Source organism: Verrucomicrobiia bacterium, assembly GCA_035629175.1.
Classification (GTDB): Bacteria; Verrucomicrobiota; Verrucomicrobiia; order Limisphaerales; family DASXHY01; genus DASXHY01.
The window spans coordinates 1-14,812 of record DASPIL010000054.1; the positions used below are offsets into that span (position 1 = coordinate 1).

Genomic DNA, 14,812 nt, shown 5'->3' on the forward strand with positions numbered 1-14,812 from the left:
ACCCGTTGGCAAACGGGATTTGAACAGGAGGACGCAGAGATAGCGGAGGAAGATGGTTGGTGAGGCAGATGAAAAGATGAAACGTTCCTCCTCCCCCCGGCCCCCTCCTCCGGCTGCGCTCGGAAGAGGGGGAGAGGGACACGGATTGAAAGGGAAACGGTTTTACGCCAATTACGCTGATTTCGTAAGTTTCCAATCCGATTTCGTGTGGTTGGTGTGATTCGTGGTTTTCTAATTCCCTGCTGACCCCTGGGAACGCGGACTTTTGAACAGGAGGACGCAGAGATAGCAGAGGAAGATGGTTGGTGAAGTAGATGGAAAAATGAAACGTTCCTCCTCCCCCCGGCCCCCTCCTCCGGCTGCGCTCGGAAGAGGGGGAGAGGGAACACGGATTGAAAGGGAAAACGGCTTTACGCGAATTACGCGAATTTGCGCGAATTGCCTGCTGCCGATTTCGTGTGATTCGTGTGATTCGTGGTTATCCATTTCGTCTGCGATCCGTCAGCATCAGGGCCGCGCGGGTCGGTTTGATACGTTTTGGTTTCGCGCGTCTCAGTGCCCGAGACGCGCACATTCCGGGTCGTTGAGGAGGTCTTGGCCAGGGCATCCCAAATCCCTCTGGCCACTGCCGTTGAATTCCACTAGGTTGCGGCACAATGACAATTCCGCTGCCGCGACCTGACGTCATCATGACGCATGAAAGCGATCTCGATGGTTTGCTTTCAGGCGTCCTGTTGCAGCGTCTCGCCAGGCACATCTTCAATTCCGATGTCCGCCTCGAGGCTTATCACTACAATTTCTGGAAGCAACGGGAGCTGCGCGAGCGTTCCGCATGGGTCGCTGACTTTGCATTCGAACAACGGATGGATCGCGAGAACTGGGTAGTCATCGATCATCACGCGACTGAAACGGCACCCAAGACCGCGCACCTGATCCACGACCTCAACAAGTCCGCCGCGCTCCTCTGCTACGAATTGTGCCAGCATCACGGCCTGGGCTCGCCCGAGCTCGACCGCCTGGTGCGGCTCAGCAACATTGCCGATTTATTCCTCGAGGACGATCCGGATTTCGCGCTCGCCACTGATTATGCGAACCTCGTGAAGATCTATCAGTTCTGGAATCTCCACGCCCTGCTCAACGGAAAAATCGAAAAGCTCCTCGATCACCCACTGCTCGAAGTGATGGAAGTAAAACGCCGCGTGGAAAATCCGCTCGGGTTTGAATGGAGCAAATCGAACGTCACGGAAATCAGTCCCATCGTTGGGTTTGTGGAAACCATCATTGGCAACAACAACCTCATCGTGCACCAACTCCTCGAACGAGAGGTCACACGCTTTCCCGTCCTCGTCACGTTGTTCAAACGTCCTAACAACCTTGTCATCGCCAGCTTCCGCAGCCGCAATGGTGAAGCGCTTAAAATCGCGGAAAAATTGCAGGGCGGCGGCCACGCGAATGCGAGCGGGGCCACGCTGCCGAAATCCGTGCGGAACGTACAGGATGGAATCAATTATCTGCGCCAGGTGTTGAACCCAAAAAAGGAAGCACCGTTGAACAGCCTGGAGTCGTTGTTCAACTCACTCGATCCCGCGTAACCGCTGCAACGTTTCGACTCATCCATGGTCTCCGAACAAAGTTATCGGAACGGTGCCATCCTGGTGTTTCTGCTGGTCACCGCCCTCGCAACGACGTTGTGGTTTCTGCCCAACAACCAGGGCGTGGCGCTCACCACTGAGGGATCGCTCATCGAAAGTCTTTCGGTTGCGGTCATCGCCGCGGGCGCCGTGGGAGCTGCCTGGAAGGCGACGCGCTCGCATCCGCGGCTGTGGATCGCCGTCGCAGTCCTCTTTTGCTGGATGTTTCTTCGTGAACTCGATTACCAAAAGATGTTCACGGTGCGCTCGATTGAATCGATCGGCTTCTACTCCAACCCGCGGGTCCCGATCGCGACGAAGTTGATTGCCCTTGCCGCCCTCGCGCCATTCGTGCTGGCAGGCGTCTACCTCGCGTTGAAAAGTTTTCGTCTCCTGAAACGGCTGCCTGCCTTGCGGCGTTTCTGGCTCCCGCCCGCTGTCTGCGCGATGGTTCTTGCTGCGATTGCGCTCGCAGTCGAGAAGTTGCTCGGCCACAAATTCCAGATCGTCGAGGAGTGCGCCGAACTGGGGATCGCCTGCCTGATTGTCTTCGTTGCACTTCGCAGCCACTGGCCGGAAGACATGGACACGAGGGTCCGCCCTTCTCGGTCGTAACCGACTCCACCTTTTTCGCATCCGCAAACCTATGAACCATTGCGCCGCCTTCCTTTTTTCCGCGCTGATGATCAGCGCCAGCCCTGCGGCAACATGGACTGCTGACAACGGCAACGGCACCTTCACCAACCCGTTGTTCTATGATGAGTTTTCCGATCCTGACCTAATCCGCGTGGGCGATGATTTTTACCTGACGGGCACCACGATGCACACGATGCCCGGGCTGCCTGTGCTGCATTCGAAGGATTTGGTGAATTGGAAACTGATGTCGTATGCCGCCGAGAAGCTCGACTTTGGACCCGAGTTTCGATTGGAAAACGGCCAGGCGGTGTACGGCCAGGGCATCTGGGCACCGAGTTTTCGCCACCACAAAGGCCGCTTCTACATTTTCAGCAACGTCAATCGGCACGGCACGCAGGTGTATACCGCAACGAATGCCGCGGGCCCGTGGGAACATCGGACAATGAAGCGCTCGTTCCATGACCTCTCCGTGTTGTTTGATGACGATTCAAAGACCTACGTCGTGTGGGGTTATCGCGATCTCCGCTTTGCTGAGTTGAACGACGCGCTCGATGACATCGTGCCGGGAACGGAGAAAGTGCTGATCCAGCGCGATGCGGGGATCGGCGAAGGGGTGCACTTTTATAAAATTGGCGGGAAGTATTATATTCTGAGCGCGTGGTATGAAGGCCGGATGCGAATGCCGTGCGCGCGTGCTGACCGGCCTGAAGGTCCTTACGAAGTGAACCTCGAGATCAGCGCGGACGAGGAATTTGGGATTCCCGAGGGCAATCGCCTTGGCCGGGTCACGCCCGCGGACCCTTATCCCATTGTTCCCGTGAACCCGGGTGCAGTCGGCCGCATGTCGCTGCATCAGGGGGGAATCGTCGATACGCCCACGGGCGAATGGTGGGGTTTTTCGATGATGGATTACAATTCAGTCGGGCGGCTCACCTGCATCTCACCGATCACCTGGAAAGACGGCTGGCCATACTTCGGGCTGCCTGGAAACCTAAAGCGCACCCCGCGAACCTGGGTCAAGCCAAACACGGGTCACCGTTCCGACCCGTCGTCGCCGTATCAGCGAAACGACGATTTCTCGGGACCTGAGCTCGCCAACGTCTGGCAATGGAACCATTTGCCGCTGAATGAAAAATGGTCCATCACCGAGCGGCCGGGTTTCCTCCGGCTTCATTCGTTGCCCGCGACCAACTTCTGGTTCGCGCGCAACACGCTGACGCAACGCTCCATTGGACCGGAATCCTCACCTGCAACCGAACTGGAAACAGCGGGAATGAAGGCGGGCGACGTGGCTGGTTTGGCTTTGCTGAATTATCCGTATGCGTGGATTGGCGTGATGCGCACGGGAACTGGATTTGAGTTGCTGCAATACGATCAGAAAACAGGTGAAACAAACCGCGCTCCATTCGCGGGCGGACGCGTGTGGCTGCAAGCGCACTGCGACTTCCTCAAAGAGACCGGCCAATTGAGCTACAGCACCAACGGCCGAACGTATCAACAACTTGGAAGCGATGTGACTCTCGTGTTTCAACTGCGCACGTTTCAGGGCGTTCGTTATTGCCTCTTTCACTTCAACCTGGATGGCGAACCTGGCGGGCATGCTGATTTCGACAGCTTCCGCGTGGACGAACCCAGACCCTCGGGCCTGACGCGGCCGATTCCGGTCGGAGAGTCGATCGTTCTGGAGACTCGTCCCGATAAACGCGTGCTCGTTGCGAAAGGCGAGCATTGGTTGCTGTGTCCCCTGACGAGGCTGAAGCACAATCTGCTGCCGCGCGATTTGATGTGGTCGATCGCAACTTCGGCCGTGTCGCATTGCGTTCAGCCGGAACCGACCGGTTCATCACCGTCAATGGCCTGGGCGAACAGAGCAGTGTGACGCTGCAGCGGCATGTTCCTGCTGGCGGGGTGCAGGAATTCCAATGGACCGAGATGCCATTCGGCGACATCGTCCTGCTCTCGCTGGAGAGCCATCGGCACCTGCGGGTGGGAGAAGGAGGCAAGGTGTCCGCCGATGCTCCGGGGGCTCAGTTTGATGGCAAGAATGGCGCTACTTTCACGATTCGGATGACGCGCTGAGAAAAACGCACAGGGGACTCGTTCTGTGCTCGAAAATTCCGGGGAACACCCTATTTTACAAACAGCAACCCACTGGAATTCTGGCGCTATGCGAAACAAAACCGAAAACGGCCACACGACCGCCAATCTCGAAAAATTCCTGCACGACATCAAAACAGTTGTTGAAGATGGCGAGGAGCTATTGCGGGCTGGGGCGACGGAACTTAAAGGGCGCGCTGTCGAGGGCGCGAAGTCAACGGATCGCCTCGTTCGGAGTCATCCCTATCAAACGCTTGGAATCATGCTCGGGCTGGGATTGATCGTCGGACTGATTGCGACGGGTGCGTTCAGCAACGGCGGCAGCGAGGAGGAAGAATAGCACCGTTTTCTCAACTTTCTCGGGCCGTCCATTCCGCCAATAACCCACGAACGCAGGTTGGGACGGAATCGAAATGATTGTTTTTGGCGATCCCGAGTTTTCCCGTCCAGCGCGAGTGGTTCTGATGTCGCTCCGCGCCCAGGTGGAACGTTCCGCCGCGAACTCGCTGGACGATCTTCGCACACTCCTTATCCAGGCGGGCCAACTGGAACAAGCCGTCGAAGATGCGGGTTCGGCTGAAATAGACGAAGGGCTTCTCAACAGGATCCGGGAGGTTACAGACCGCGCTGCGACGGCGTTCTGCGATCGATGGTTTTCCGCTGCCTTCCTGCGTTTGAACGGCGCCGAGAAGAACGGTTCCAGCCACACTGTTGCTTCCGAATGCATGGCGCAGATTTCTGCGGCGCTGTTGGAAATTCAGTTTCCTGACACGCTTGCGCTGCGGATCAAAGTTCCCGAAGGATTCCAATTTTACGCCCTTTATCCCGAACAGTATTGCGCCTCAGCGGTCAAGTGGGCCGAGGCCAATCCCGATTACGAACGCGCGTTGGTGGTTGGAATCCGCAGCATCGGCACCGCCCTTTCAGCCGTCGTGCGGGCCACTCTGCTGGCAACGGGAAGATCAGTGGATCGGTGCACCGTCCGCCCGAGCGGGCATCCTTTCGAACGCGATGTCGCGCTGCCGGCGCTCAATGCTTTTCAATACCGGCATGCGTTGATTGTGGACGAGGGTCCTGGTCTTTCGGGAAGTTCCATGGTCGCAACGGCTCGCGCAGTGCAGAATGCCGGGATCGAATCGATCGCGCTGTTGCCGGGACACGATCACGCGCCTGGATCGTCGGCGTCCGCGGAAACCCTGGACATTTGGCGAAACACACCGCGCCACGTGACCGCGCTGGATGAACTGCGCTGGCACCGGTGGTCACTGATGGAAAGCCTTCCGCGCGAAGCGTCGCGCATCTTTGCAGCGTCAACGGGCGCGGAACCTGGCGATCCCGACCGGCCGGAAGTGCATCCCGCCTGGCGGTTCATCTACAGCCAGGCCGTGCAGACATTGTATGGCATCGTTCCCGAATCCGAGGGGACGGGAACGTTCGACCTTGTCCAGGATTGCAGCGGCGGACTTTGGCGGCGTTACGCTTTCCATTCCGAATCCGACTGGCCTCCGGTTGCGGCGCAATTCGAGCGCATGAAGTTTCGCTGCGCGGATCATCAGGGTGGAGCCGTGTTGTGGAAATTCTGCGGCCTCGGGGCCAACACCGGAGACGGCGGCGGCAATGCAGCCTTGATGCAGCGGTTGTACCGGCTCTCCAATCTCGGTTTCACAGTCGCACCGCTCGGAGCGTTCCGGGGGTTCATCGCGCAGCCGTGGATAGAAGGCGTGCGGCTTACCATCGCGGACGGCATCGACGTTCATATTCTGAAACGGGTTGGCGAATACATCCTGGCGGCTGCAGATCCGCGGCTGTCGGAGCTGGAAATGCGCGCGTCTGTTTCGCGATTGAGCGACGTCCTTTACTGGAACACGCACGAGGCGCTGGGCGAACCGATGGCGGAACGCACGCGCGAACTGGTGCAGGCGGTGGGTGCTTTGGAACCCGTACTGGGGGCCGGCGATGGACATCTGGCGCCACACGAATGGATACTTTCGGCCGCTGCGCGGCATGTGTTGAAGCTGGATTGCGAAGGACACGGCGCCGATCACACCATTGTCGGGCGGCAGCCCATTCATTGGGACGTGGCGGGAGCGATCGTGGAATGGGACCTCGACACTGCATCTGCCGCGCCCCTGCTCGCGCCGTTGGAAAACGGCGGGACATTCATCGAGCCCACCGCGCTCCCGTTTTTCGTCGCGGCGTATTCCGCGTTTCGCATGGGATTGATGTCGCTGACCCTTGATGCAACGACGAATCCCGCTGAGCGGGCGCGTCTGCAGCATGCGTTTTATTTCTACCAGAACAAACTCGCGCAGATTCTCAACACGCTGCCAGCGGCGAGCCGGGCGGTGCATTCAGTGCCGTTACCTTCACCGACCAGTCATCAATCTCCAGGGCACTGATCGAGGCGGGACTCACTTCCAGCCGCGGAATGAAATCCAGCGGCATCCCCAGGTAAAAACAAAGTACGGACCGAAGTGGATCTCCGTGGCTCACAAGCGCGATCCGCTGTTCGGCAAACTTTCGCCGCAGCATGTCGATTGCGCGCACCATGCGCGCCTGAATCTCATGAATTGTTTCGCCGTTGGGAATGCGAACGCCGGTGCGGAATGTGTTCCATTGCCTCCACAAGTCAGAACCCGTGAGACCCTCGAGTTCCAGCCCGGTCCAATCGCCAAATTGGATCTCATTTAATTCCTCGAGCACCTGAACCTGCAGTCCCAACCGCCGCGCAATCGGCTCGGCAGTTTCCCTGCAACGCTCCATTGGGCTGCTGAAGACGAGGTTGATTTGAGAAGCGGCGAGGCCGTCCGCAAGGCGTTCTGCCTCGGCCTTTCCTGCTTCGTTCAAGTGAACCCCGGCGCGCCTGCCCACCAGCGATTTGCCGACGAAATCATTGGCGCCATGTCGAATGAGGAAAAACGTGGTCATGGAGGACTCGGTACTGCTTTCGTATTCCGGAGCGCCGGCGTGCGGGCTGGGCGTGGATCAAGCCCCGGCGGAAACGACAGATGCGGCGGCCTGCTTCGTTTTCCGCGCCGGCCAATCCGTCACGTAGCGTTGCACCACCGCCGCTGCGAATTCGGCAAACTCCTCCGGCACCTGCGGTGGACTCGTGCAATTCGGTGCCTTGCCCCGCGAAGGCGGAGTGAAACAAAGAGTGATCGTTGTATCGAAATCGTCCAGCGCGTGCATCTGCCTGTCGAACCATCCGCGCGCGCCCGGCCGATGCCAGTCCGCCCAGCTGATTCCCGTCCGCAGCTTCTTCACGCCCAGTTTCTTCAACCAGTCCACTGCGAAGTCGAGGCGGTGATCTTCAAAGTGAAACCATTGGCAGATACCCATCGCCGGGTTGAAATGGTTCAACGCGGGTTTTGGGGTGCCGTCAGCGCGAATCAACCCGAGATAGAAATGCCGGTAATAGGCGCTCCCTTCGCTTTCCTTGTGGCGCGTCGTCGCTTCCCACGCCGGGGGCAAATCCATGAGGCTGTACCAGAAGATGCGGTCCACCTTCCCGAGCAGCAGCTCTTCCGTTCGCTTCAAGCCAAACACCTGCACTTCGTCGGCACCAAACGTCGAGACGCCGACCTCCGTCACCCAGATCGGCAGGTCCGTCACTGCGCGAATTTCGTCCAGCTTTTTGGGCCAGTCATTGATCTGCCAATGGTTCCAGTCGAGCGGGAAACCATGCACCGCGACGGCGTCGAGATGGTCGAGCAGCCCATTGTGTTCCAGCAGCGTGATGAAGATGGGATCAATCGGCGAAATGCCGCCCAGTATCAGCGGCAGGTCCGGCGCTTGCCGCCGAATCGCCGTTGCCCCGAGCCGTATCATTTCCGAAAACTCGCGCCACTGGGGATCCATCGTGAAGTCCCAGTGGGAGAGATTGTTGGGCTCGTTCCAGAGTTTGATGGCTTCGATCATGGTCGGATTCCTCGTTGCGAATAAAAGCCTGCACCAGTTCACGCGCGCGATTGTCGGTAAACTGCTGCGGCGGGGATTTCATGAAGTAACTCGACGGCCCGATCAGCGCACCTGCCATCCCCCGCTCCATCGCGAGTTTCGCGCAGCGGACCGCGTCGATGACAACGCCCGCGGAATTGGGCGAGTCCCAAACCTCGAGCTTCAACTCGCAGTTGAGGGGGACATTGCCGAACGTCGTGCCTTCCATGCGGATGTAGCACCATTTGCGATCCTCCAGCCACGGCACGTAATCACTCGGTCCGACATGCGCCTGCGCGTCCGACATTGCAAAATCCAACTGGCTCGTTACGGCCCGCGTCTTTGAAATCTTCTTTGACTCGAGCCGTTCCCGCTCGAGCATGTTCATGAAGTCCGTGTTCCCGCCGAAGTTCAGCTGATACGTGCGATCCAGGTGCACGCCGCGTTCGCGGAATAGGTTTGTGAGGACACGATGCGTGATCGTCGCGCCCACCTGCGACTTGATGTCGTCGCCAATGATCGGCAATCCGCGATCCGCGAATCGCTTCTGCCAGTAGGGCTGCGACGCGATGAAGACTGGAATGCAGTTGATGAACGCGCAGCCCGCTTCCAGGATCTGTTCGACGTACCACTTGGTCGCCATTTCCGACCCCACGGGAAGATAGGAAACCACGACGTCAGTTTTCGTTTCCTTGAGGATGCCCACGATGTCGGCCGTGGGCCCGGGCGCCTTGATCACGACGTCCTGCAGATATTTTCCCAAACCGTCATGGGTCATTCCGCGATGCACCTTGACGTTCAGGTGCGGCACTTTGGAGAACTTGTAGGTATTGTTCGGCTCCGCAAAGATGGCTTCCGAGAGATCCTTCCCCACCTTGGTGACATTGACGTCGAAAGCGGCGGTGAATTCGATGTCCCGAACGTGATAGCCGCCGAGCGTGACGTGCATGAGCCCGGGGACTGATTCCGACGGGTCGGCATTTTTATAAAACTCGACTCCCTGGACGAGCGACGAGGCGCAATTGCCTACGCCGATCAGGGCGACCCGGATTTTCTTCGCACGACCGTTGTCGAGGCGGTCCGCGCGAATAGTGTTCATTGGCTCCACGGTCCGAAACCATGTCCCAACAATTCGCAGAATTCATTGGGGTGAATCCATGCCTTCGAGGCGCGGTGATCCGCCGGCGGTCAAGGGATTGAGAAGCGCGCGGAGCATGGCGGAAAGCTGCACGGAGGGGCTGGGCTCCTGGGAATCCCAGCGCTCATCAAACGGGAACGGATCATCAGCCCATTCGCTGAGTTGCATGGAACAGGTTTCCGCCAGCTGCCGAATTTGCCGAAGCGCGCTGGCGTAAGGCGCGATGCCGGGTCGATCGACGAGCATGGCGATCATGGACTGCACTTCGCCCAATGAGCCGCGGCCGGCGGAAACGATTGCCACGAGATCCTCCGCGCTGCTGCGTTCGAATGCTTCGGCAATGCAGTTCGAAGCGGAGATCACGGCGCGATCGAGGCGGTCGCGAAAGCCGGTGGACAGTGGAATTTCACTTTCACCGAGAAGGTCTTGAACTGCGTTGTAGAGCTGTTTGGTTTCCTGCCAGACTGGAAGTTCCTCGAAGCTTTGATAATCCCTCATACCCTTTTTCCCTTTCCCTTGTTTCCCTACCCAACCTCGCTTGATGTTACCGCCTGCACTCGCGCGAGGTGTTGCGAGCACGCGCTCTGTGTTACCAAAACCAGTTGGGGAAGCAATCGGAAAGTTTACGCGCGGGCTCGGAATCTGCGCGCGATAAACAGAGACGCTCCCATGGCGGCGAGTGCGCCTTTGGTCGCATGGCGGGAACCGGTTGAAAGCTGGTTCTACTACCGGCGGCGTATGGTTCGTTTTTGCGCCAGGTGCTAGAACACACTTATTCAATTCAACCACCTGACACCATGATCGCCCTGAAACAACTTATCGAAGCTCCGGAATCAGACGCTTCCACGCTCTACGAAACTCTTGCCTACGTTGATGGTTTCGATGCCGTCCAGAACTGCGATTACGCGTTTGTCGCCTACAAGGAAACGTGCCGCGATTCAGGAAATTGGCGCGTGCGCATTCGTTCGTCCCAAACCGCGGGTGCGGTGTTTGAGCCGGGCATTATCCAATCAACCGCACGTTCCATCGCCGCCCAGGGAAGACCGTGGTTTCTGTGGGGCTATAGCTTCGATCCAAGCCCAGGCGACCCCCGCAAGATCCAATTCCGCGTCCATGTCAGCGACGGCGAACCGGCCAAAATCGAAATGCTGGTCCAGTTGCGCAACTTCGACGGAACGGCCGACGGTCTGCGATCGGTGAAGTTCGCCTGGCCCAACTGAAGCCGCATGAACCGCTGGGCCACTTATTTACTGGGACCCGAAACCGTGCTGACGATCATCACGTTCGTCATCTTCACTGTGTGCGCACGGCATTCGTCTGGCGAAGGGAAGGATGTGGAGCTATTGGAGAAAATCCTGATGGGCCTGGCGTTCTGGGTTGTGCCACTGGTGTTTGCTACGGTCTCTGTTCCCGGCGCGCGAAACTGGTGGTGGCTCGGCCGCGCAATTGGTCTCACATCGATCATGCTGCTGGTGATCGCCTGCCGGCTGATCAGCGGATTCGGAACCGGCGCAAAAGGACAAGACGCCGCGTTCATCCTGGTGATGATTCTCGGGATCGTCATGATTTCACTTTGCGCAGCGGTGAGCGGCGGATGGATTCTGTTTGATTTGCGCCCCGGATTCGCAAATTGGTTTCGGAATCATCGCTTTGTGGGCTCGCTGCTCGTGGCCGCGGGTGCGATCCCGATCGCGATAGCGCTGGGTCTTGTTCAAATCGCAGGCGTCACACTGGTGGCAAGCGTCTGGAGCAGCTTCAAACGTTGACCTATGCAGTTATTCCGTTCGCACCCGGTCCTGCTCGTCTGGCTGATCATCCTCACACTGGCCGGATTGCTTTGCGCAATCATCGGAATTGCGATGAGCCGTTCCGGCATGTCCCTCCGGCCCCTGTATTGGTTTGCGGGATTCTTCATGATTATCGGCGTGCCGCAGGTCATCGGCATTCTCATCCTTGCCAGGATCACTCTCAAAACAGAAGCGCCACGAGCCCGAGCGCTGGAACAACTCGCGACCAGCGCGGATCCCGTGACACGGTCCCCTGCCGCACAACTGCTGTTCGGATCCGATGCAGACGCCGACCTGGTTCGCGACGCAAGATCGCTTTTCGGCGAGGCGACTGCGAAATCAAAACGTGCGCAGTTTGCGGTGTTGCCTGGCGGAGAGACGGTTTTAATCGCGCAGTTCAATGGCGCTTCAAAGGCATCCAATGCGTGGTTTCATTACCTGCGGGATACTGGATTGAACCAGCTTGGCGGCAGAGGCGATTCGCAACGTGGGTACGCTGTGACGCGGCCGCAAGGCGATCGGGCCTACGTCGTCCAGTTGAACAGCCTCCTCGGCGTTTGGACGGGCAGCGACGACGCAGCCATTCGCCGTCGCATGGCAGCGGCCGGATTCAAAACGCCTGCGCGCGCGCCGTTGGAATCTGCAACCCTCCCACCGCAAAACGGCAGACGGGGCATTCGAACCAATCAAATGTTTGGTAAACTTGCGATCGCGAGCGGCTGCGCAGTTTATGTCCTCATCGTTGCTGGGTATTTCTTCAAAGGCAGTGCGTGGGCAAGCGGCGCCGAACCACGACCCGGCGTCGCTCCATTGAACATCGCGGAACTCGCCGAAAACCTGGAAGCCCTCAATGCATCGGAGGCGCCGTATGAAATCGTGCGCGGATCCAAACCCAACGAGTGGTTTGCCACGTGGCGATTTGCGGATGCACGCTGGATCGACCTCGCACGCGCGCGCGGCATCCGGCGTGTGTTTCGGATCCAGCTAACCCTGAACGAAACCGCGCGTCTCGTGCGCGCAACTGATTACAGCGCGCGCCATGACTGGTCGGCTGGAAGCGGCGGCGCTGACATCCGATGGAAAGCATCGATGGGAATCCTCTTCTTTCAGGCCGAGCGCGCGAACGTCGCTGGCGTGCAACTGGACGACGCTGGCAAACCGACAGGCGGCATTTCTTACGCGTATCAGTTTAATGCGGGTGAATTGAAGGAGCCGCTGAAGGCGATTGTTACAAGCGCTGGATGGCGATGGCGTCCAGTCGCGTGGCAGGGCCCAAAAGCGCTTCGCTGGCTGACGGAATAAATCGATAACAACGCCCGAGCTCAATACACATATGGAGAATCCGAACCCGACACAGTGGTGGAAGGAGGCATGCGACCTAGAAATGAACGGGCAAATAAGGGAGGCGGAGGAGGCGATCCGCAACGGCTGCCAGCACATGGCATATGCGATGGCGACCGCCGACCTTTATCGCCGGCGCATGTTGCGGCTGAAATCCGAAGGCGATGTCGCGGGCGCGGAGGAGGCATTTCAAAACGCGAGTCGATGGTCGGCGTCCTACGCGAGCATGGCAACGAGCGGCGGCGAAGGTGCGGCCCTTTCGCTTCAGCGGGACAAGTTTCAAGCGCGGCTGACGCGAGAGTTCCGGCTGTAATCAAAAGCTGGCACGCCCGGCGAACTTTGTACGGATGGGGGACAGAAAAACGGATTTACGCGCATTACGCTAATGTTCGCGAAGTACAAAGGACATTACCGTAATTCTCGTAAACCCGTGTTGCCCCTTCCCGTCTTGGTTGCGGCTCTGCCGCGCTGTGTCTGGAGGGCTCAATCCACTTTTTTCAGGTTCAAGTCCGTGACGGCGCCAAGCGAGGCGGAGGTCACGGTGGCGGCATATTTCGCCAGCACACCTCGCTCATAACGCGGACGCGGCGCTTTCCACGCGGCCCGACGCTGCTTCAGTTCGGCAGCATCAACCTCCAGATTGATTGATCCGTCTTGAGCATCAATCGTAATGACGTCGCCATTCTTCACGAGCGCAAGAGGTCCACCCACGTAGGCTTCGGGAGTGATGTGCCCGACAACAAAACCATGGCTGCCGCCCGAGAAACGGCCGTCCGTGATGAGCGCCACATCTCTCCCCAACCCTTCACCCATGATGGCGGAAGTCGGTGCAAGCATCTCCCGCATGCCCGGTCCGCCGCGAGGTCCTTCGTAACGAATCACAACGACATCTCCCTTACGGATCGCGCCCGCAAGAATCTTTGCCATGGCTTCCTCCTCCGAATTAAACACACGGGCCTTGCCGCTGAATCGCAGTCCTTCATGTCCCGTCAGCTTCGCCACCGCACCTTCCGGCGCGAGGTTTCCGTAAAGAATCACAAGGTGGCTTTCCTTCTTCAGGGGCTCTGTTATCGGCGCGATGATCTTCTGCCCGGCAGGATACGGGCGCACGGCCGCCAGCGTTTCAGCCATTGTCTGGCCTGTCACGGTGAGGCATTCGCCATGCAGCAAACCTGCGTCGAGCAAGGTTTTCATGAGCGGCCGAATCCCGCCGATGGCAACCAACTCCGACATCAGGTGCCTCCCGCTCGGTTTCAAATCGGCGAGCACGGGGACTCTCTTGCCAATGCGCGTGAAATCGTCCAGTGAAAGTTTCACGTTTGCCGCGTGTGCCATGGCGAGCAGGTGCAGCACGGCGTTGGTGGAACCACCCAGGGCAATGACCACGGTGATCGCGTTCTCAAACGCGCGGCGTGTCATGATGTCGAGCGGACGCAATCCCTGCTGCAACATTTGAAGAACAGTCGCACCCGCGCGCCGGCAATCCTCCTTCTTCGCGGCGGAAGTCGCGTTCTGAGCTGAACTGTTCGGCAAACTCATTCCGAGCGCCTCGATCGCGCTCGCCATCGTGTTGGCGGTGTACATGCCGCCGCACGATCCAGGCCCAGGAACCGCGCAGGACTCCACTGCGTGCAATTGCTTGTCTGTGATCCGTTGCTTTGCGTGGGCTCCGACGGATTCGAACACGGAAACAATATCGAGCTTGGTCTTGTCTCCCGTGATGCATCCCGGCAGCGTGGTTCCGCCGTAAACGAACACGGCAGGGCGATTTAACCTCGCGATCGCCATCAGCGCTCCCGGCATGTTTTTATCGCATCCTCCAATCGCGACCAATCCGTCCATCCCCTGGCAGCCGACGACCGTTTCAATGGAATCCGCAATCACCTCGCGCGAGACAAGAGAATACTTCATTCCTTCGGTTCCCATCGAGATGCCGTCAGAAATCGTGATTGTTCCGAAAATGATCGCCTTGCCGCCTGCCGCGTTGGCGCCCTCCTCGCTTTCGCGGGCAAGCTGATCGAGATGCATGTTGCAGGGGGTGACCATGCTCCACGCGGACGCGACGCCGATTACGGGCTTCGAAAAATCTTCGGACTGAAAGCCGACGGGATAAAGCATTGCGCGGCTTGGCGCGCGCTCGGGGCCATCCAGCACTTGTGACGAGTAATGCCGGGGCGACATCGGCTTGCCAGCGGGTCCGGTCGATTTTCGTGTTTTCATTTGTCCTATAGAATCTGTTGTGC

15 protein-coding genes are annotated in these 14,812 nt (G+C 58.6%); 10 read left to right on the forward strand and 5 right to left on the reverse strand.

The features are described 5' to 3' along the window. Positions 1-656: 656 nt before the first annotated feature. The 6 genes from VEH04_08725 (at position 657) to VEH04_08750 (ending at position 6,763) form a co-directional block, all read left to right on the forward strand. Positions 657-1,592 (forward strand): DHH family phosphoesterase, encoded by a 936-nt coding sequence (locus VEH04_08725; GenBank protein HYG22852.1) that lies wholly within the window; start codon positions 657-659, stop codon positions 1,590-1,592. Positions 1,593-1,616: 24 nt separating this feature from the next. Beyond that, positions 1,617-2,246, forward strand: coding sequence for a hypothetical protein (locus VEH04_08730; protein HYG22853.1), 630 nt, complete (start codon positions 1,617-1,619; stop codon positions 2,244-2,246). 31 nt (positions 2,247-2,277) lie between these two features. Continuing rightward, on the forward strand, positions 2,278-4,146 hold the full coding sequence (locus VEH04_08735; protein HYG22854.1) for a glycoside hydrolase 43 family protein: 1,869 nt from the start codon (positions 2,278-2,280) through the stop codon (positions 4,144-4,146). After that, the gene (locus VEH04_08740) at positions 4,143-4,346 is read left to right on the forward strand and encodes a hypothetical protein (protein HYG22855.1); all 204 of its coding nucleotides are present in this window, start codon (positions 4,143-4,145) and stop codon (positions 4,344-4,346) included. The genes VEH04_08735 and VEH04_08740 overlap by 4 nt, the downstream gene beginning before the upstream one ends. Positions 4,347-4,434: 88 nt before the next feature. Then, on the forward strand, positions 4,435-4,704 hold the full coding sequence (locus tag VEH04_08745) for a DUF883 C-terminal domain-containing protein (protein ID HYG22856.1): 270 nt from the start codon (positions 4,435-4,437) through the stop codon (positions 4,702-4,704). Positions 4,705-4,777: 73 nt separating this feature from the next. Further along, positions 4,778-6,763, forward strand: a complete 1,986-nt coding sequence (locus tag VEH04_08750) for a hypothetical protein (protein HYG22857.1) — start codon at positions 4,778-4,780, stop codon at positions 6,761-6,763. Here VEH04_08750 and VEH04_08755 read toward each other — a convergent pair. From VEH04_08755 to VEH04_08770, 4 genes are read right to left on the reverse strand one after another with little or no spacing between them, the layout of a single operon-like run. Next, positions 6,681-7,292, reverse strand: coding sequence for a histidine phosphatase family protein (locus VEH04_08755; GenBank protein ID HYG22858.1), 612 nt, complete (start codon positions 7,290-7,292; stop codon positions 6,681-6,683). The two genes, VEH04_08750 and VEH04_08755, sit on opposite strands and share 83 nt — an antisense overlap. A gap of 57 nt (positions 7,293-7,349) precedes the next feature. Next, on the reverse strand, positions 7,350-8,225 hold the full coding sequence (locus tag VEH04_08760; protein ID HYG22859.1) for a beta-xylosidase: 876 nt from the start codon (positions 8,223-8,225) through the stop codon (positions 7,350-7,352). Then, complete coding sequence (locus tag VEH04_08765; protein ID HYG22860.1) at positions 8,116-9,402, reverse strand: inositol-3-phosphate synthase; 1,287 nt, start codon at positions 9,400-9,402, stop codon at positions 8,116-8,118. The genes VEH04_08760 and VEH04_08765 overlap by 110 nt, the downstream gene beginning before the upstream one ends. Positions 9,403-9,444: 42 nt before the next feature. Further along, entirely contained in the window at positions 9,445-9,939 is a 495-nt protein-coding gene (locus tag VEH04_08770) for a four helix bundle protein (protein HYG22861.1), read from the reverse strand. 299 nt (positions 9,940-10,238) lie between these two features. On the opposite strand from VEH04_08770, the gene VEH04_08775 reads away from it, so the two are divergent. Genes VEH04_08775 through VEH04_08790 form a run of 4 tightly spaced genes read left to right on the forward strand, consistent with a single transcriptional unit; the run spans position 10,239 to position 12,882 of the window. Further along, positions 10,239-10,661 carry a hypothetical protein gene (locus VEH04_08775; protein HYG22862.1) on the forward strand — a complete coding sequence of 141 codons (423 nt, stop codon included), beginning with the start codon at positions 10,239-10,241 and terminating at the stop codon, positions 10,659-10,661. Between the two features lie 6 nt (positions 10,662-10,667). Continuing rightward, entirely contained in the window at positions 10,668-11,207 is a 540-nt protein-coding gene (locus tag VEH04_08780) for a hypothetical protein (protein ID HYG22863.1), read from the forward strand. 3 nt (positions 11,208-11,210) lie between these two features. Beyond that, positions 11,211-12,530, forward strand: a complete 1,320-nt coding sequence (locus tag VEH04_08785; GenBank protein ID HYG22864.1) for a hypothetical protein — start codon at positions 11,211-11,213, stop codon at positions 12,528-12,530. A 31-nt stretch (positions 12,531-12,561) separates the two neighbouring features. After that, positions 12,562-12,882, forward strand: a complete 321-nt coding sequence (locus tag VEH04_08790; GenBank protein ID HYG22865.1) for a hypothetical protein — start codon at positions 12,562-12,564, stop codon at positions 12,880-12,882. 170 nt (positions 12,883-13,052) lie between these two features. On the opposite strand, the gene ilvD is transcribed toward VEH04_08790, so the two are convergent. Then, on the reverse strand, positions 13,053-14,789 hold the full coding sequence (gene ilvD / locus VEH04_08795) for a dihydroxy-acid dehydratase (GenBank protein ID HYG22866.1): 1,737 nt from the start codon (positions 14,787-14,789) through the stop codon (positions 13,053-13,055). Positions 14,790-14,812 lie beyond the last annotated feature (23 nt).